This window comes from Kitasatospora sp. NPDC048286, assembly GCF_043201735.1.
Lineage (GTDB): Bacteria > Actinomycetota > Actinomycetes > Streptomycetales > Streptomycetaceae > Kitasatospora.
In genome coordinates this window covers 504,583-522,646 of record NZ_JBICZE010000006.1, presented here as the reverse complement: position 1 = coordinate 522,646, position 18,064 = coordinate 504,583, and the positions used below count along the sequence as shown (strand labels likewise).

13 protein-coding genes and 1 riboswitch are annotated in these 18,064 nt (G+C 74.0%); of the genes, 5 read left to right on the top strand and 8 right to left on the bottom strand.

The annotated features are described in order from the left end of the window. Positions 1 to 59 precede the first annotated feature (59 nt). Genes ACGF13_RS17815 through ACGF13_RS17805 form a run of 3 tightly spaced genes read right to left on the bottom strand, consistent with a single transcriptional unit; the run spans position 60 to position 3,576 of the window. Positions 60 to 1,577 carry a precorrin-2 C(20)-methyltransferase gene (locus ACGF13_RS17815; protein ID WP_392875514.1) on the bottom strand — a complete coding sequence of 506 codons (1,518 nt, stop codon included), beginning with the start codon at positions 1,575 to 1,577 and terminating at the stop codon, positions 60 to 62. After that, the gene (locus ACGF13_RS17810) at positions 1,574 to 2,200 is read right to left on the bottom strand and encodes a precorrin-8X methylmutase (protein ID WP_380692893.1); all 627 of its coding nucleotides are present in this window, start codon (positions 2,198 to 2,200) and stop codon (positions 1,574 to 1,576) included. Before ACGF13_RS17810 ends, ACGF13_RS17815 begins: the two co-directional genes overlap by 4 nt. Next, a complete protein-coding gene (locus ACGF13_RS17805; protein ID WP_392875511.1) occupies positions 2,197 to 3,576 on the bottom strand; it encodes a hypothetical protein in 1,380 nt (459 codons plus the stop codon). Before ACGF13_RS17805 ends, ACGF13_RS17810 begins: the two co-directional genes overlap by 4 nt. Before the next feature lie 261 nt (positions 3,577 to 3,837). After that, positions 3,838 to 3,922: riboswitch (cobalamin riboswitch) on the top strand. Positions 3,923 to 3,969: 47 nt separating this feature from the next. Between ACGF13_RS17805 and ACGF13_RS17800 the strand changes: the two genes are divergently transcribed. From ACGF13_RS17800 to lnt, 3 genes are all read left to right on the top strand, one after another. Beyond that, positions 3,970 to 4,146, top strand: coding sequence for a hypothetical protein (locus tag ACGF13_RS17800; protein ID WP_392875509.1), 177 nt, complete (start codon positions 3,970 to 3,972; stop codon positions 4,144 to 4,146). Next, positions 4,143 to 7,754 carry a cobaltochelatase subunit CobN gene (cobN, locus tag ACGF13_RS17795; RefSeq protein ID WP_392875506.1) on the top strand — a complete coding sequence of 1,204 codons (3,612 nt, stop codon included), beginning with the start codon at positions 4,143 to 4,145 and terminating at the stop codon, positions 7,752 to 7,754. Before ACGF13_RS17800 ends, cobN begins: the two co-directional genes overlap by 4 nt. Positions 7,755 to 8,043: 289 nt before the next feature. Then, complete coding sequence (gene lnt, locus ACGF13_RS17790) at positions 8,044 to 9,642, top strand: apolipoprotein N-acyltransferase (RefSeq protein WP_392875503.1); 1,599 nt, start codon at positions 8,044 to 8,046, stop codon at positions 9,640 to 9,642. Here lnt and ACGF13_RS17785 read toward each other — a convergent pair. The 3 genes from ACGF13_RS17785 to gdhA all read right to left on the bottom strand — a co-directional run bounded on the left by ACGF13_RS17785 (position 9,618) and on the right by gdhA (position 13,115). Next, complete coding sequence (locus ACGF13_RS17785) at positions 9,618 to 10,382, bottom strand: VOC family protein (protein ID WP_392875500.1); 765 nt, start codon at positions 10,380 to 10,382, stop codon at positions 9,618 to 9,620. The genes lnt and ACGF13_RS17785 overlap by 25 nt on opposite strands. A 317-nt stretch (positions 10,383 to 10,699) precedes the next feature. Continuing rightward, positions 10,700 to 11,575 (bottom strand): GyrI-like domain-containing protein, encoded by an 876-nt coding sequence (locus tag ACGF13_RS17780; RefSeq protein ID WP_392875497.1) that lies wholly within the window; start codon positions 11,573 to 11,575, stop codon positions 10,700 to 10,702. A 145-nt stretch (positions 11,576 to 11,720) separates the two neighbouring features. Beyond that, positions 11,721 to 13,115 carry an NADP-specific glutamate dehydrogenase gene (gene gdhA, locus ACGF13_RS17775; RefSeq protein WP_392875494.1) on the bottom strand — a complete coding sequence of 465 codons (1,395 nt, stop codon included), beginning with the start codon at positions 13,113 to 13,115 and terminating at the stop codon, positions 11,721 to 11,723. 293 nt (positions 13,116 to 13,408) lie between these two features. Here gdhA and ribA point away from each other — a divergent pair, with 293 nt between their 5' ends. Next, positions 13,409 to 14,047 (top strand): GTP cyclohydrolase II, encoded by a 639-nt coding sequence (gene ribA / locus ACGF13_RS17770; protein WP_392875491.1) that lies wholly within the window; start codon positions 13,409 to 13,411, stop codon positions 14,045 to 14,047. 169 nt (positions 14,048 to 14,216) lie between these two features. Here the strand turns inward: ribA and ACGF13_RS17765 are convergent, their stop codons facing one another. Then, positions 14,217 to 16,334 carry a putative bifunctional diguanylate cyclase/phosphodiesterase gene (locus tag ACGF13_RS17765; RefSeq protein WP_392875488.1) on the bottom strand — a complete coding sequence of 706 codons (2,118 nt, stop codon included), beginning with the start codon at positions 16,332 to 16,334 and terminating at the stop codon, positions 14,217 to 14,219. 136 nt (positions 16,335 to 16,470) lie between these two features. Next, entirely contained in the window at positions 16,471 to 17,277 is an 807-nt protein-coding gene (locus ACGF13_RS17760) for an SAM-dependent methyltransferase (protein WP_392875485.1), read from the bottom strand. 247 nt (positions 17,278 to 17,524) lie between these two features. Here ACGF13_RS17760 and ACGF13_RS17755 point away from each other — a divergent pair, with 247 nt between their 5' ends. Continuing rightward, positions 17,525 to 18,043 carry an SRPBCC family protein gene (locus ACGF13_RS17755; RefSeq protein WP_392875482.1) on the top strand — a complete coding sequence of 173 codons (519 nt, stop codon included), beginning with the start codon at positions 17,525 to 17,527 and terminating at the stop codon, positions 18,041 to 18,043. Positions 18,044 to 18,064 lie beyond the last annotated feature (21 nt).

The following is an 18,064-nucleotide window of genomic DNA, read 5'->3' as shown; positions in this document are numbered from 1 at the left end:
TCTGTCAGCTGACGTCCGTCGGCTGACATCTGTCATCCGTCGCCCGCCACCGGCGCCCGCTACTCCTCCGGGTACCGCCGCGGCGTCCAGACGACCTCCACGCCGCCGCCCCGCTCGACCGCCCGGGTCTGCGAGGAGCCGATCAGCAGGATGGTCCGCATGTCGACGAGCGCCGGGTCGAGTTCGCCCAGCCGGACGATCCGCACCCGCTCGGTCGGGCCGCCGACGTCGCGGGCCATCACCACCGGGGTCTCCGGCGCCCGGTACTCCAACAGGAGGTCCCGGGCGAGGCCGACCTGGGTGGTCCGGGACTTCGAGCCCGGGTTGTACAGCGCGAGCACCAGGTCCGCCTCGGCCGCGGCCCGCAGCCGCTTCGCCACCACGTCCCAGGGCTTGAGCCGGTCCGAGAGCGACACCGTCGCGTAGTCGTGCCCCAGGGGGGCGCCGGCCCGGGAGGCGGCGGCGTGGGCTGCGGTCATCCCCGGGAGTACCCGCACCGGGACGTCCCGGTACGCCTCCTCACAGGCGACCTCCAGGACGGCGGTGGCCATCGCGAACACCCCCGGGTCGCCCGAGGAGACCACCGCGACGCGGTGCCCGCGCCGGGCGAGCTCCAGGGCGAACTCGGCGCGCTCCGACTCCACCTTGTTGTCCGAGCCGTGCCGCCGCTGCCCCGGACGCTCCGGCACCCGGTCCAGGTAGGTGGTGTAGCCGACCAGGTCGGTGGCCTCGGACAGCGCTCCGCGCGCCTCGGCGGTCAGCCAGAGCGGTCCGGCCGGCCCGGTGCCGACCACGGTCACGCTGCCGACGCCGTCCGACAGCCGGACCTCCGGCTCCAGCGGCGCCACCTTGCTCGGCAGCACCGCGACCGAGAAGTACGGCACCGTCTCGTCGTCGACCTCGGCGAGCGGGGCGATCCGCTCGCCCGCCATGAAGGCCCGCTCGACGTACTGCGCGTCCGCCAGCCGTCCCGCCCGCTCCAGGGCGCGGCGGACGGCCGGGAAGGTGCGTCCCAGCTTCATGACCACGGCCGAGTCGGCGGCCGCGATCCGCGCCGTCAGCTCCTCCTCGGGCAGCGTGCCGGGGATGACGGTGAGCGTCTCCTCGGCCTCGGTCAGCGGCTGTCCGAGCCGGGCGGCGGCCGCGCTGATCGAGGTCACGCCCGGCACCACCTCGGTCGGGTAGCGGTGCGCGAGCCGCTTGTGCATGTGCTGGTAGGAACCGTAGAAGAGCGGGTCGCCCTCGGCGAGGACCACCACGTCGCGCCCGGCGTCCAGGTGGGCGGCCAGCCGGGCGGCGGCCTCCTCGTAGAACTCGTCCAGCGCGCCCCGGTAGCCGCCCGGGTGGTCGGTGGTCTCGACGGTGAGCGGGTAGACGAGCTTCTCCTCGATCTGCCCACCCGCCAGGTACCGTTCGGCGATCGACCGCGCGATCGACCGGCCGTGCCGGGCGCTGTGGTAGGCCACCACGTCGGCCTTGCCGATGAGTTCGGCGGCGCGGACGGTCACCAGCGACGGGTCACCCGGGCCGAGCCCGACGCCGTACAGCCGACCCGTGGTGTTCTGAGGCTCCGTCACTCTACTTCGCTCGCAATCGCGTTGATGGCGGCGGCGGCGATAGCGCTGCCGCCGCGCCGGCCGCGGACCACCAGGTGTTCCAGGCCGGACGGGTGCTCGGCCAGGGCCTGCTTGGACTCGGCGGCGCCGATGAAGCCGACCGGGACGCCGATCACCGCGGCGGGCCGGGGGGCGCCCGCCTCGATCATCTCCAGCAGCCGGAACAGCGAGGTCGGCGCGTTGCCGACGGCGACCACCGCGCCCTCCAGTCGGGGCAGCCACAGCTCCATGGCCGCGGCACTGCGGGTGTTGCCCATCGCCCGGGCGAGTTCGGGCACCGACGGGTCGGTGAGGGTGCAGATCACCTCGTTGTCGGCGGGCAGCCGCTTGCGGGTGACACCGCTCGCGACCATGTTGACGTCGCAGAGGATGGGCGCACCGGCGCGCAGCGCGGCGCGCGCGGAGGCGACCACGCCGGGCGAGTACACCAGGTCCTCGACCAGGTCGACCATCCCGCAGGCGTGGATCATCCGCACCGCGACCTGGGAGACGTCCGCCGGGAGGGCGGCCAGGTCGGCCTCCGCACGGATGGTGGCAAAGGACTGGCGGTAGATGGACGCGCCGTCCTTCTCGTACTCGATCACTTCGTGGTCCTCCTGGCCTCGGCGACCGCCTCGGCCATCTCCTCGTTCGTCACGTCGATGCTCGTCACATCGATGCTCGTCGCGCCGACGCTCGCCGCCCGGGGATCCGTCACGCCGACGCTCGTCGCCGGGGGATCCGCCGCGTCGGCGGCGGCGCCGTTCACCGTCACCCGGTAGCCGCGCCCCGTCGCCAGCACGTCCACCCACCGCCCGGCGGGATGGCCGCAGCGCCGCTCACAGCCCGACCAGTGGACGGGCAGTCGGACGGGCGGCCGGGCGGGCACCGCACCGACCGGCCCGACACCGGCACCGACACCGACACCGGCGTCCAACGCCCGGGCCGCGTCGGTACGGACGTCGGCCAGCGACTTGGCGCAGCCCGGCAGTCCGGTGCAGGCGGTGGCCCGCTCCCAGGCCGAGCCTGGCTCGGTGCGGAAGCCGGCCGCGGCGAGCGCGGGCAGCCGGTCGGCCGGTGCGCCGGGCAGGACCGCCCCGCGCCAGGGGGTCAGCCGCAGTTCACCGGCCGAGGCGGCGACCAGCGTCCGCCACTGTCCGGCGCTCGCCCGGCCGAAGCGCAGTCCCACCGAGAGCCCGCCGGGCAGCGCGCCGACGGCGGGCGCGGCACCGGCGAAGGCGGGCAGCGGCACCGAGCCGGCCGGCAGCAGTTCGGGGACCTCGCGCAGGTGCCAGGCCTTGCGTCCGTTCGTCCGCAGTGCTGCCAGGAAGGAGCGGGCCGCGTCCAGGACGGCGGCGACCTCCCGCCCGGCCTCGACCGGGTGCCCGTGGTCGTCGCGCCCGAGGCGCAGCAGCCGGGTGCCGTCCGGGCCTGCGATCAATGTCACATCGGCGTCGAGCGCGGCGACGTCGCCGTGCCCGTCGTCCAGCGCGAACAGGAACTTGCCGGAGAGCCCGGCCGCCCAGTCGCTCGCGCACAGGCGCGCGTCCAACTCCCTTACCCAGGCCTGCACATCGGCGTTGCCGCGGCTGCCGGGGGTGCTGTCGGCGGCGTCCAGCCCGGCGGTCGGGGAGGCAACGATGTTGCGGACCCGCTCGTGGGTGTCCGAGGGCAGCAGCCCGACGGCGCGCAGCCGGTCGGCGAGCTCGGACGCGCAGTGCGGGGCCAGGCCGCGCAACTGGACGTTGCCGCGCGAGGTGGTCTCCAGCTCACCGTCGCCGAGGGCCTCGGCCGCCTCGGCCAGTGCGAGCGCCTGACGGTCCGTCAGTAGTCCGCCGGGCAGGCGGATCCGGGCGAGGGCGCCGTCGTCGGCCGCATGCAGACGAAGCGCTCCGGGGCAGGCGTCCGCACGCCCCCGGTCGGGCACCTCCCGGTCGGGTCCTGCGGCGCCCGGCGCGGTGGCGTCGGGTGTCGGTGGCATGGCGGCGAGCATACAGATGATCCGATCGCTTGCCTCCGTCCGTCGCATCACACCCGGTCCGCACCCGGCCCCGAGCCCGCCCCCACCCCGGCCCCGTGCCCGCCCTCACCCCGGCCCCGCCGCCGGTCCCGAGGCCCGCCCCGCCACCGGCCTCGCGAACCGGACGTCCGAAAGCTCACTCTCCCCCAGGTCAGCCGTACCCCGTACGATGCTGGCGGACGGTCCCCCGCGGGCCGTCCGAACGCCAGCGACGGCGCAGGGGAGGAAACCGGTGCGAACCCGGTGCGGTCCCGCCACTGTGACCGCGGTTCACCGGTAGACCGGTGGCCGTGGGAGCCAGGAACTCCTGCCGTCCTCCACCGGCCCGGGGCGCGGACCCCGAGGAAGGCAGAAATGTTCCAGCGCTTTCGCATGCCCGCGCCCGCGTCCTCGGCCGCCACCACGGTCGTTCCGGCCGTCTCCGCGGCCGACCAGGCCGCCGCCACGACCACCCCGGTCGACCGCGCGGCCGACCCGGCCCAGATCCCGGCCACCCCGGCCACCGACGAGGCCGGGAGGGCCTTCGCATGATCCTGCTGCTGTCGACGTCCGACACCGACCTGCTCAGTGCCCGTGCCTCCGAGGGGCCGGTCCGCTACCGGCTCGGCAACCCGGCCCGCCTGACCCCCGAGGACCTGCCCGCGCTGCTGGAGGGCACCGACCTCGTCGTCGTCCGCCTGCTCGGCGGACGCCGCGCCTGGCAGGAGGGCCTGGACTCGCTGCTGGCCGGCCCCCGCCCGGTGGTCGTGCTGACGGGCGAACAGGCCCCCGACGCCCAGCTGATGGAGCTGTCCACCGTCCCGGCGGGCATCGCCGCCGAGGCACACGCCTACCTGGCCCACGGCGGCGCGGCCAACCTGGCCGAGCTGGGCGCCTTCCTCTCCGACACCGTGCTGCTGACCGGCCACGGCTTCGCCCCGCCCGCCTCCGCGCCGGCCTGGGGCCCGCTGGAGCGCGAAGCCCGTACGTCCGAGGGCCCGACGGTGGCGGTGCTCTACTACCGGGCCCACCACATGAGCGGCAACACCGCCTTCGTGGAGACCCTCTGCCGGGCCGTCGAGGACCAGGGCGCCCAGGCCCGGGCCTACTACTGCGCCTCGCTGCGCGGCGCCGAGCCCGAGCTGCTGGCCGCACTCGGCGAGGCGGACGCGATCGTCACCACCGTGCTCGCCGCCGGCGGCACCCGCCCGGCCGACGCCCAGGCCGGCGGGGACGAGGAGGCCTGGGACGCGGGCGCGCTGGCCGCGCTCGACCGCCCGATCCTCCAGGCGCTCTGCCTCACCTGGTCGCGGGCCCAGTGGGAGGGCAGCGACGACGGGCTGTCCCCGCTCGACACCGCCACCCAGATCGCGGTGCCGGAGTTCGACGGCCGCCTGATCACCGTCCCGTTCTCCTTCAAGGAGCTGGACGAGGACGGCCTCACCGTCTACGCGGCCGACCCGGAGCGCGCCGCCCGCGTGGCCGGCACCGCCGTCAAGCACGCCCGGCTGCGGCACGTCCCGGCCGCCGAGCGCCGCCTCGCGCTGGTGCTGTCCGCGTACCCGACCAAGCACGCCCGGGTCGGCAACGCCGTCGGCCTGGACACCCCGGCCAGCGCGGTACGGCTGCTGGAGCGGCTGCGCGCGGAGGGCATGGACCTCGGGGACGACCTCCCCTCGTTCGACGACGGCGACGGCGGCCACGAGGGCGACGCGCTGATCCACGCCCTGATCGCGGCCGGCGGCTACGACCAGGACTGGCTCACCGAGGACCAGTTGGCGCGCAACCCGGTGCGCATCCCCGCCGCCGACTACCGCCGCTGGTACGCCACCCTCCCGCAGGGCCTGCGCGACCGGGTCGAGGAGCACTGGGGCCCGGCCCCCGGCGAGCTGTACGTCGACCGCTCGCAGAACCCGGACGGCGACATCGTGCTGGCCGCGATCCGCTCCGGGAACCTGCTCGTGCTGATCCAGCCGCCGCGCGGCTTCGGCGAGAACCCGGTCGCCATCTACCACGACCCCGACCTGCCGCCGAGCCACCACTACCTGGCCGCCTACCGCTGGATCGAGGCCGCCCGGGAGGACGGCGGCTTCGGCGCCCACGCGGTGATCCACCTCGGCAAGCACGGCAACCTGGAGTGGCTGCCCGGCAAGACCGCCGCGCTGTCCGCCGAGTGCGGCCCGGACGCCGTCCTCGGCGACCTGCCGCTGGTCTACCCCTTCCTGGTCAACGACCCGGGCGAGGGCACCCAGGCCAAGCGCCGCGCCCACGCCACGCTCGTCGACCACCTCGTCCCGCCGATGGCCCGCGCCGACTCCTACGGCGACATCGCCCGCCTGGAGCAGCTGCTGGACGAGCACTCCAACATCGCCGCGATGGACCCGGCCAAGCTGCCGGCGATCCGCGCCCAGATCTGGACCCTGATCCAGGCCGCCAGGCTCGACCACGACCTCGGCCTGGACGAGCGCCCCGAGGACGACGGCTTCGACGACTTCCTGCTGCACGTCGACGGCTGGCTCTGCGAGGTCAAGGACGCCCAGATCCGCGACGGTCTGCACGTCCTCGGCCAGGCCCCGGCCGGCACCGACCGGGTCAACATCGTGCTCGCCATCCTGCGCGCCCGGCAGATCTGGGGCGGCGTCAGCGCCCTGCCCGGCCTGCGCGAGGCGCTCGGGCTGGACGAGGCGGCGCCGACCCTGGGCGCCACCGACGCGGCCGAGGCCGAGGCCCGGGCGCTGGTCGAGGCGATGGAGGCCGAGGACTGGGCGCCCGAGGCGGTGGAGAAGGTCGCCGCCGGGCGGCCCGAGGCCGTGCACCGGGTCCTCGAGTTCGCCGCCACCCAGGTGGTGCCCCGCCTGGCCGCCACCACCGACGAGCTGGACGCCGTGCTGCACGCGCTGCGGGGCGGCTTCGTCCCGGCCGGGCCCTCCGGTTCGCCGCTGCGCGGCCTGGTCAACGTGCTGCCGACCGGCCGCAACTTCTACTCCGTCGACCCGAAGGCCGTCCCCAGCAAGCTCGCCTGGGAGACCGGCCAGGCCCTCGCCGCCTCGCTGGTCGAGCGCTACCGCGCGGACAACGACGGTACCTACCCGCCCTCGGTCGGGCTCTCGCTCTGGGGCACCAGCGCGATGCGCACCGCCGGGGACGACATCGCCGAGGCCTTCGCCCTGCTCGGCGTCCGCCCGGTCTGGGACGACGCCTCGCGCCGGGTCACCGGCCTGGAGCCGATCCCGCCGGCCGAGCTGGGCCGCCCGCGCATCGACGTCACGCTGCGCATCTCCGGCTTCTTCCGGGACGCCTTCCCGCACGTGGTCGCCCTGCTGGACGACGCGGTGCGCCTGGCCGCCGCCCAGGAGGAGCCCGACGAGCAGAACTTCGTCCGCGCCCACGTCCAGGCCGACCTCGCGGTGCACGGCGACGAGCGCAAGGCCACCGTCCGCGTCTTCGGCTCCCGCCCGGGCACGTACGGCGCGGGCCTGCTCCAGCTGATCGACAGCCGGGACTGGCGCACCGACGCCGACCTGGCCGAGGTGTACACGGTCTGGGGCGGCTACGCGTACGGCCGCGGGCTGGACGGGCGCCCGGCGCGCGAGGAGATGGAGACCGCGTACAAGCGGATCACCGTCGCCGCGAAGAACACCGACACCCGCGAGCACGACATCGCCGACTCGGACGACTACTTCCAGTACCACGGCGGCATGGTGGCCACCGTGCGCGCCCTCACCGGCAAGGCGCCGACCGCCTACATCGGCGACTCGACCCGCCCGGAGACGGTCCGCACCCGCACCCTGACCGAGGAGGCCGCCCGGGTCTTCCGCGCGCGGGTGGTCAACCCGCGCTGGATCGAGGCGATGCGCCGCCACGGCTACAAGGGCGCCTTCGAGATGGCCGCGACGGTGGACTACCTGTTCGGCTACGACGCCACCACGGGCGTGGTCGCGGACTGGATGTACGAGAAGCTGACCCAGGAGTACGTCCTCGACCCGGTCAACCGGGAGTTCCTGGCGGGCGCCAACCCGTGGGCGCTGCACGGGATCAGCGAGCGGCTGCTGGAGGCGGCGAGCCGCGGGCTGTGGGAGCAGCCGGACCCGGAGCTGATCCAGCAGCTGCAGGCCGCGTTCCTGGAGACCGAGGGGGACCTGGAGGGCGGCGAGGGCTGAGGCCGCCCGCACGCACGCACGCCCCGCACGCACGCATGCACGCGCGGGCGGGGCGGGGCCGGGGCTCTCGGCTCCCGGCCCCGCCCCGGGGTCTCCGGCCTGTCCCGGGGTCTCCGGCCTGTCCCGGGTTCGCCGGCCGACGCGGCGGTGCGCCGGCGGACCGGCTCATCAGTTCGATCGCGTCCATTGGTACGACTGAGGCCACTGGTTCCGGACGTCATGTTTCCGTCACCCGTTCGGCTGATCAACGTACTGGTGGTGTACGCCCTTCCAGCGGACAATACGGGTCATGCCGCGTCGCTCCGCTCCCGCCAGCCCGACCCTGAGCACGCCTGCCGCCGAGGAACGGGAGCCCCACGCGCCGCACCGGTACCGCGCGCGGATCGGTGCGCTGGCGGCCGGAGCGGTACCGGTGCTCGCCTTCCCCGCGCCCGGGCAGGCCTGGCTGGCGTGGGTCGCGCTCGTCCCCGGACTGCTGCTGATGCAGCGGGCGCCGTCGGGCCGGGAGTCGGCGGTACGCGGCTGGTGGTTCGGCTCGGGGTTCATCCTGACCGCGATGTACTGGCTGGTCCCGTCCATCGGGCCGGGACTGCCCGTGCTCGCGGTGCTGTTCGGGGCGCTCCAGAGCGCCGTCGGGTACACCGTGCACCGGCTGCTGCATCCGCGGCTGACCGCCCGTCGGGCGGCGCTGGCGCTGCTGGTCGTGCCGGCGGTCTGGGTGACCACCGAGTACGCGCGGTCCTGGCCCGCGCTCGGCGGGCCGTGGGCGCTGCTCGGCGCCACCCAGTGGCAGCACCCGGCGATCCTCGGGCTGGCCTCGGCCGGCGGGATCTGGCTGGTCAGCGCGGCGGTGGTGGCGGTGAACACCGGGGTGCTGATCGCGCTGACCGCGGTGCACCGGCGGCCGCGGGCCCTCGCCGCCGGGTCCGTGGTGCTGGTGCTGGCGTGCGGCCCGCTGCTGTTCGCGCTGCGTGCGGCGCCGGCCGGCGACGGGGCGGTGACCGTGGCGCTGGTCCAGCCCGGCATCGTGGAGGACCCGCAGGCCCGGTTCGAGGCGAGCGCGCGGATCACCGCCGGACTGGTCGGCCGGCCGGTGGACCTGGTCGTGTGGGGCGAGAGCAGCACCGTCGCCGACCTGGACCGCGACCCGGCCGCGCTGGACGCGCTGCGCCGACTCGCCGCGGCCACCGGCGCCGAGGTCGTCGCCGGGGAGGACGCCCGCAAGGCCGACGGGCCGATCTCCAAGGACGCGGTGCTGGTCTCCCCCACCGGCGTGGTGGACCGCTACCGCAAGATCCGGCTGGTGCCGTTCGGCGAGTACATCCCGTTGCGGCCGATGCTCGGCTGGATCGCCGGGGTCAGCCGGGCCGCAGGCGAGAACCGGGCACCCGGCACGTCCTTCCACCTCCTGGCCGCCACCGACCGGGCGGGTGCGCCGCTGCCCGTCGGGGCGCTGATCTGCTTCGAGTCGGCCTTCCCCGACATGGCCCGCACCGCCGCCCGGGACGGCGCCCGGGTGCTGGTCTACCAGTCCTCGACCTCGACCTTCCAGCACACCTGGGCGCCCGAGCAGCACGTCTCGCTGGCGGCGATCCGGGCCGCCGAGACCGGCCGGCCGGCCGTGCAGGCCTCGCTGACCGGGGTCTCGGCCGCCTTCGACGCCCAGGGCCGGGAGCTCGCCCGGCTCGGCACCGACGGCACCGGGGCGCTGACCGTCCGGCTGCCGCTCACCGCGCCCGGGACGCTGACCTGGTACGACCGGGTCGGCGACGTGGTGCCGCTGGGCTCGCTGGCCGTCACGACGGGGGCGGCCGGGGTGGCGGCGGCCGGGTGGCGTCGCTCGCGCGCCCTGCGGCGTGCCGGTCAGCCCTCGGCGCCGGCGGTGTAGACGCCGAACGCCGCGCCCTGGGGGTCGCGCAGCACGGCGATCCGCCGGCCGCCCGGCGTGCCGGTGGCGGGCATCAGCACGTCCCCGCCGAGCGCCGCCGCCCGGCTGACGGTGTCGTCGACGTCGACGGCCGCGAAGTACGGCAGCCAGTGCGGGGCCACCTGCGGCGGGAAGCGGTCGTCCATCGTCAGCATGCCGCCGAAGTCCCGGCCGTCCAGCCGCCACTGGGGGTAGCTCTCGGACGGGGCGACGTCCCAGCCGAAGACCGCGGGGTAGAAGGCGAGCGAGCCGGACGGGTCGCGGGTGAGCAGTTCCGCCCAGCCGAGCGAACCGGGCTCGTTGAACACGCCGGCGCCCTTGAAGGAGCGGCCCTGCCAGAGGATGAACACCGCACCGGACGGGTCCGCGGCCACCGAGAAGCGGCCGAAGTCGAAAGCGTCGGTGGGGTCCTTCAGGATCCGGCCGCCGAACTCCTTGATCCTCGCGGCGGTCGCGTCGGCGTCGGCGACCGCGATGCAGACCGTCCAGGCGATCGGCTGCTGCGGGGCGTAGCGCGGGGTGATGGCGGCGACCGGGGCGCCCCCGACCAGCATCTGGGTGTAGTCGCCGTCCCCTGGGCGGGCGCTGTGGTCCTCCTGCCAGCCGAAGAGCTCGGTGTAGAAGGCCCGGGCGGCGGGCGGGTCTGAGGTGCCCAGCTCCGTCCAGCAGGGGGTGTTGGTGGTCACGGAGGTCTGCTTCATGACGTCATGTCCTCGCAGCTTGGTCGTTGCTCGGGAACCCCCGGGTCTTCGGCGCCTCGGCCCCCGCACCTCCTGCCCCAGCATGCGGGGCGGGGGCGGAGCTTGGCGGGCGGTGGTGGGCCGAACGGGGTGGGCGGGGCGGCGCGGACGGGGCATCCGGGGCGCGGACAGGGGCGGACGAACAGATGACAGCTGACAGATTTCGAAATCTGTCAGCTGTCATCTGTCATCCGTTTTCGGTTATCCGTTGTCGGTTATCCGTTTTCGGTTATCCGTTTTCGGTTATCCGTTGTCGGTTATCCGTCGGCTGTCACCTGTCAGCCGCGCACGGCCCGCGCCACCGGGATCCACAGCTCCGCCTCGGCGTCGGCCGTCCCCGGGACGAAGCGGGTCCGGAGGATCTCCGGGCCCGGCCGCGCCTCGTACGGGTTGGACGGGAACCACTGGGCGGCCACGTCCCCCCACATCTCCTGCAAGGCCTGCGGGAACGGCCCGGTGTTGGTGAACACCGCCCAGGTGCCCGCCGGTACGTCCAGCACGTCCAGGTCCGCCGGGACGGCGACCCCCTCGCACGCCACCACCGCGTGCCAGTAGTCGAGTTCGGACCCCTCCTCGCGGTTCGGCGAGAAGTCGTCGCTCACCGAGACGATCCCGGCCGGGTCGTCCCCGGACAGGGCGGCGATCCGTTCGACCGTCTCCTTGTCGAGCCCCTTGATGAACTCGGCGATCCCCGGGTTGATCCCCACGTAGATCAGGGTGACCCGGGCCTTCCGGCCGACGATCCGGAAGTCCGGCCTCTCGACGATCCGGTACTCCATGCTGCTGCTTCCTTCCACGACGAGTCGGAAGGACATCCGGGGCTGGGAGACGAGCACCGCACCGCCGCGCCGGGCCTCGCCCGGCCCGACTCCGTGCATGGCCCGGAACGCCCGGGCGAACGCCTCCCCCGAGGAGTACCCGTACCGGACCGCGACGTCGAGCAACGTCCGTTCGCCGTCCAGCACTTCGGCCCCGGCGACGGTGAGCCGCCGACGCCTGACGTACTCCGACAGCGGCATTCCGGCGAGCATCGAGAACAGCCGCCGGAAGTGGTACTCCGACGTCATCGCGATCCGCGCCAGCTCGGCCACGTCGACCTCGCGGTCCAGGTCCCGTTCGATCCGGTCCATCGCCCGGTTCAGGTGCTCCAGCACGCCGACCCCCGTCCTTCCCTTACTGCGTCCACCGTAGGAAGGACCCACCCTGCCGCACCCGACAATCGGTGCCCGCTCGGGTCGGGTACCGATCGCCGGGCGACGGCCGTCGGCGGCTCGGGGCCGGCGGCCGTGACACGGCGGGTCAGATCAGGCCCTGGGCCAGCATCGCGTCCGCGACCAGCTCGAAGCCGGCGATGTTCGCGCCGACCACGTAGTTGCCCGGGTGGCCGTAGCGCTCGGCGGTGGTGAAGCAGGAGTCGTGGATGTGCTTCATGATCCCGGCCAGCCGCTCCTCGGTGTGCTGGAAGGTCCAGGAGTCCCGCGAGGCGTTCTGCTGCATCTCCAGCGCGCTGGTCGCGACGCCGCCCGCGTTCGCCGCCTTGCCCGGGCCGAAGGCCACCCCGGCCTCCTGGAACACCCGCACCGCCGCCGGGGTGGTGGGCATGTTCGCGCCCTCGGCGACGGCGAGCACCCCGTTGCGCACCAGGGCCAGCGCGTCGGCCTCGGACAGCTCGTTCTGGGTGGCGCAGGGCAGCGCGACGTCGCAGGGCACGCTCCACACGCTCGGACCGTCGACGAACCGGACGTGGCCGCCGCGCAGTCGGGCGTAGTCGGACACCCGGCCCCGCCGGACCTCCTTGACCTCCTTGAGCAGGTCGAGGTCGATGCCCTTCTCGTCCACGACGTAGCCGGAGGAGTCGGAGCAGGTGAGCACGGTCGCGCCGAGCTGCTGCGCCTTCTCGATCGCGTAGACCGCGACGTTGCCGGATCCGGAGACGACCACCCGGCGCCCGTCCAGGCTCTCGCCGCGACTGTGCAGCATCTCGGAGGTGAACATGACGCAGCCGTAGCCGGTGGCCTCGGTGCGGACCTGCGCGCCGCCCCAGCCGAGGCCCTTCCCGGTGAGCACGCCGCTCTCGTACCGGTTGGTGATCCGCTTGTACTGACCGAAGAGGTAGCCGATCTCCCTGCCGCCGACGCCGATGTCCCCGGCCGGCACGTCGGTGTACTCGCCGAGGTGACGGTACAGCTCGGTCATGAAGGACTGGCAGAACCGCATGATCTCGGCGTTCGAGCGGCCCTTGGGGTCGAAGTCGGAGCCGCCCTTGCCGCCGCCGATGGGCAGGCCGGTGAGCGCGTTCTTGAAGATCTGCTCGAAGCCGAGGAACTTGACGATGCCGAGGTTCACCGAGGGGTGGAAGCGCAGTCCGCCCTTGTACGGGCCGAGGGCGCTGCTGAACTCCACCCGGAAGCCGCGGTTGACGTGGATGTCGCCGGAGTCGTCCGTCCACGGCACCCGGAACATGAGCTGCCGCTCGGGCTCGCAGATCCGCTCGATGATCCGGGCGTCGAGGAGTTCGGGGCGGTGGGCGAGCACCGGCGCCAGGGTCTCCAGCACCTCGTGGACGGCCTGGTGGAACTCGTCCTCGCCCCGGTTGCGGCGGACCACGTCCGCGTAGAGCGCCTCGATCGCGCGCTGCTCGGCGTCGAAGGAGGAGGAGGAGGAGGAGTTGGGGGTGGCGGGGGTCGTCGGCATCTGGTCAGGACCCTTCCGTGTCGTCGATGGGCATGGCGCGGTTGTCCCGGCGGGCCTGAGGGACGTGCCCAGGAAACGCGGCCAGTCTCGCAGTGTCCACACCGCGGGTCCCGCACCATCCACATGCTGGAAGCCGTGGTGGGGACGGTCGGGACCGACGGGGCGCCAGGCGCCTCCGTGGTCGGGCCCGGCATCATCGGTAGTTGTTCAAATTGGAACTACCTAGTACGGTCGACCTCCGATCCACCCTCGTTCCACCCCCCGATCCACCCCTGATCCACGGAGACCCGCCCATGCCGCAGCCCGGCTCCGCCACGGTGCGCTCGCGCGTGCGCATCCCGCTGACCTTCCCCGACGGCTACCGCGCCGAGGCGGAGGCCTTCACCTTCCACGGCCTCGCCGACGGTGCCGAGCACCTGGCGCTCGCGCTCGGCACGGTCCCCGAGGGCGGGACGCCGCTGGTTCGCCTGCACTCCGAGTGCCTGACCGGCGACGTCTTCGGCTCGGACCGCTGCGACTGCGGTCCGCAGCTGCGCGAGTCGGTGGAGCTGATCAGCGAGGCCGGCGGGTACCTGCTCTACCTGCGGCAGGAGGGCCGGGGCATCGGGCTCTACAACAAGCTGGACGCCTACGCCCTCCAGGACTCCGGCCTGGACACGTACGACGCCAACACCGCGCTCGGTCTGCCCGAGGACGGCCGGGACTACACCGCGGCCGCCCAGATGCTCGGCGCGCTCGGCACCACCGGCGCGACCGGCATCGACCTGTTGAGCAACAACCCGGACAAGGCGGCGCAGCTGGCCGGGCTGGGGATCGCCGTACGGCGCCGGGTGCCGACCGGGGTGCACCTGTCGGCGAGCAACGTCCGCTACCTGCGGGCGAAGGTGGAGCGGACGGGCCACTCGATCGAGCTCTCCCGACTGGTCGGCTGAGCGGGGGCGCGGGGGCGTAACGACGGCCAACGGATGACAGCTGACAGATTTCAAAATCTGTCAGCTGTCATCCGTCATCTGTTGGCCGTCATCTGTCGGCGGTCAGTCGTTCGCCGTTCGCCGCGGAACCCGAGCCGGCCCCGACCGGGGCCCGAGCGCCAGGCCTGCCTCAGCGCTCCTCGACCGGGCGCCCCAACGGCTCCTCCACGATCCGCCGGGCGATCTCGTCCGGCCGCACCGGGCGCCCGAAGTGCCAGCCCTGCGCCCAGTCGCAGCCCAGGGTCCGCAGCCGCTCGGCGTCCCGGCGGGTCTCCACGCCCTCGGCGGTGACGTTCAGTCCGAGCGCGTGCGCCATCGAGACCAGTCCGCTGACGATCCGCCACCCGGTGGACTCGTCCTTCCCCGGTTCGTGCAGGTCGCCGACGAAGGAGCCGGCGATCTTCAGCCCGGAGACCGGCAGGTCGCGCAGGTAGGCGAGGTTGGACCAGCCGGTGCCGAAGTCGTCCACGGCCAGCGACACCCCGAGGTCGACCAGCCCGTGCAGGGTGCGCAGCGCCTCGTCCTCGGGGCCGACCACGGTCGACTCGGTGATCTCCAGCTGCAGCCGGGCCGGGTCCAGTCCGGTGCTGTCGAGGATCCGGCCGAGGTCGGTGACCAGGGCGGCGCTGCGGGCCTGCCGGACCGCCAGGTTGACGTTGAGCTGCGGGGCGGCGTCGCCGTACCGCTTGATCCAGTCCGCGGCCTGGCCGCAGGCCTGCTCCAGCACCCAGCGTCCGAGCGGCATGATCAGCCCGGTCTCCTCGGCGGTGGTGACGAACTCGTCCGGGCCGAGCACGCCGAGCTGGGGGTGGCGCCAGCGCACCAGTGCCTCCACAGCGGCCAGCCGGCCGTCCGCGAGGCGGTAGAGCGGCTGGTAGTCGATGAAGAACTCGCCGCGGTCGAGGGCCGCGGGCATCCGCACCGACACCGCGTAGCGGCTGACCGCCCGGGCGTTCTCCTTGGGGTCGAACAGCGTCCAGCGGCCGCGGCCGGCCTCCTTGGCGCGGTACAGCGTGAGGTCGGCGGCCCGGACGGCGGCGCCGGGGGTGGTGGTGGACACCCGCCGCTCCAGCACGCCGACGCTGGCGCCGACGGCGAGCTTGTGGTCGCCGATCAGCACCGGCCCGGCCAGCGCCTTGAGCACGGTCTTCGCTGCGGCCACCGCCTCCTGCTCGCCCCGGCACTTCTCCAGCAGGACGACGAACTCGTCGCCGCCGAGCCGGGCCACCAGGTGGCCGAGCGGGCTGAGGGCGGCCTTCAGCCGGGCGGCGACGGCGGCCAGCAGCTGGTCGCCCATGTCGTGGCCGAGGCTGTCGTTGACCACCTTGAAGCCGTCGAGGTCGACGTAGCAGAGGCCGAAGCGGGCGCCGGGCTCGGGCTCCTCGAACAGCTTCTCCAGCCGCTCGAAGAAGGCCGCACGGTTGGGCAGGCCGGTCAGCGGGTCGTGGGTGGCCTGGTGGCGCAGCCGTTCCTGGAGCCGGTAGCGGTCGGTGACGTCCTCCAGCATCGCGACCTGGTACTGCGGCGTGCCGTCGTCGTCGCGGATCAGCGAGACGGTCAGGTGGGTCCAGATGATCTCGCCGTCCTGGCGGTAGTACGGCTTGTCGAACTGGAAGTAGTCCCGCTTGCCGCTGATCAGCTCCTCGTACGCCTCCCACACGCCCGGGGTGTCCTCGGGGTGGACGAGGTCGCCGACCCGGCGGCCGATCATGTCCTCCGGGCCGGCGCCGAACAGCTCCTGGAGGGCCTTGTTGACCGCCAGGATGTTGCCGTCCGTGTCGCCGATGCCGATACCGATGGCGGCGCTCTCGAACAGCGCCCGGAACCGCGCCTCGGAGGCGCGCAGCGCCCGCTCGGCCTCCTTGCGGGCGGAGTCGGCGGCGGTGCGGATCGCCTCCTGTTCGGTCAGCGTGCGCTCGCGCAGGGCCCCCGCCCAGCCGGCCGCGAAGGCGCCGGTCAGGGCCGGGCCGCGGTCGTCGGGGACGGGCTGGGCCTGGAGCAGTTCGACCGCCCTGGCCAGCAGCACCGGGTCGGTGAAGTGCGCGTCGACCAGTTCGGCGCCGGCCAGCGCGGCCAGTCGCGGCTCGAACGGGTCGTCCTCCTGGGCGCGGTGCAGCAGCGCGGCGGTGCGCGCGACCAGCCGGCCGAGCAGGCCGGGGTGGACGGCGATGCCGTGGTCGGCGGAGAGCAGCCGGGCCCAGTCCTCGTGGAAGCGCTCCGCGTTGCCGCGCACCGGGGTGGTACTCATCTGCTGAACCTGGTTCCTCTGGGGTGCACGCCGGTTCGGGCGGTGCGTGTCCCGCTGCCGCCCGTCCCCGGCGCAGCGCTCCCGGCGGCCGCCGCGCGGGGCGTGCGGCCGTCGGTGCGTCGTCCGTCGCGTCCGATCAAGGGCGGAACCCCACGCCCGCCACCCCGGCTATCCGCTCGGGGTGCTCGCCGACCGTGCCGGGCTGGTCCGGGCGCCACAGCGGCAGGTGGACCACGCCCGGCTCGACCAGTTCGAAGCCGGAGAACATCGCGGTGATCTGCTCGTGGGTGCGCATGGTCAGCGGGGTCGGCGTCCGCTGGTAGAGCTTCTGGTGGTCCTCGGCCTGGTCGGGGCGGCCTTCGAGGGAGGCGTGCGAGAGCACCAGCGCGCTGCCGGGCGGGAGGGCGTCGCGGATCACGCCGACCAGCTTCCACGGGTCCTCTTCGTCGGTGACGAAGTGGGCGACGGCGACCAGCAGCACGGCCACCGGCTTGCCGGCCGCGAGCAGTTCGGTGACCTCGGGGCGGGCCAGCAGGTCGGCGACGTCGCGCAGGTCGGCCTGGACGACGTCGCTGCCGTGGTCGTCCTCGAGCAGCAGGCGGCTGTGTGCGACGGCGACCGGGTCGCGGTCCACGTAGACGACCTCGGCCTCGGGGCGGATCGCCCGGGCGATGTCGTGCACCGCGCCGAAGGTCGGGATGCCGGAGCCGATGTCCAGGAAGCGGCTGATGCCCTGCTCGGCGAGGAAGGTCACGGCTCGGCGCAGGAAGGCGCGGTTGGAGCGCATGATCTGCGGCAGCTCCGGCCACAGGGCGATCGCCTTGCGGGCCATCTCCCGGTCGACCTCGAAGTTGTGCGAGCCCCCCAGGTAGTAGTCGTAGACCCGCGCGGCGTTCGGTTTGTCCAGGTCCGTGCCCTCCGGTACCCAGTTCGGTCGCCGCATGCCTGTGACTCCTTCACTCCGGTTCTGGGGATGCAGCGCCCTGGGGATGCTGCCGTGACTGATGAGACTACAAGCACAGAAGATCCTCCCCCGCACCTCGAACGGGTGCAAGCGGAGTGCACCCTTCCCTACGAACGGGCGCTTCCGGCGCGTTCGCCTCCGGTTCGACCCGTACCGCGGACCGGCTCGGCAACGCTCCGACGGCATTCGCCCTCCGGGCCGGCCGGGCCGGCTCTAGGGTAGGGCCGTGGACCCCAACCACTACCGATTCCGGGGCGTCTGGCGGCTCGCGGCCCCGGCACCCCTCGTGTACGCGGCACTGGAGGACGTGCGCGGCTACCCGCTGTGGTGGCCGGAGATCCGCGAGGTCCGGCCGACCGGGGCGGACTCCGGGGACGTGGTGGTGCGGGCGCTCCTGCCGTACCGGCTGGTGATCGGCCTGGCGGCGAGCCGGCGCGACCCGGTCGCCGGGGTGCTGGAGGTGGCCATGAGCGGCGACCTGACCGGGTGGTCCCGGTTCACGGTGACGGCCGACGGCTCGGGCAGCCGGGTGCTGTTCGAGGAGGACACCCGGCCCGGCAAGGCCCTGCTGCGACGGCTCGCCCTGCCGCTGCACCCGTTGTTCCGGGCCAACCACGCGGTGATGATGCGCCGGGGGCACCGGGGGCTGGCGGCGCACCTGGCGGGGCGGGTGGCCGATGACGGGCATCGGACGGCGGTCGCGGCGGGACGCGGTTGCCGGAGGACGGTGACGGAGAGCGGGTGACGGCGAACAGATGACAGACGA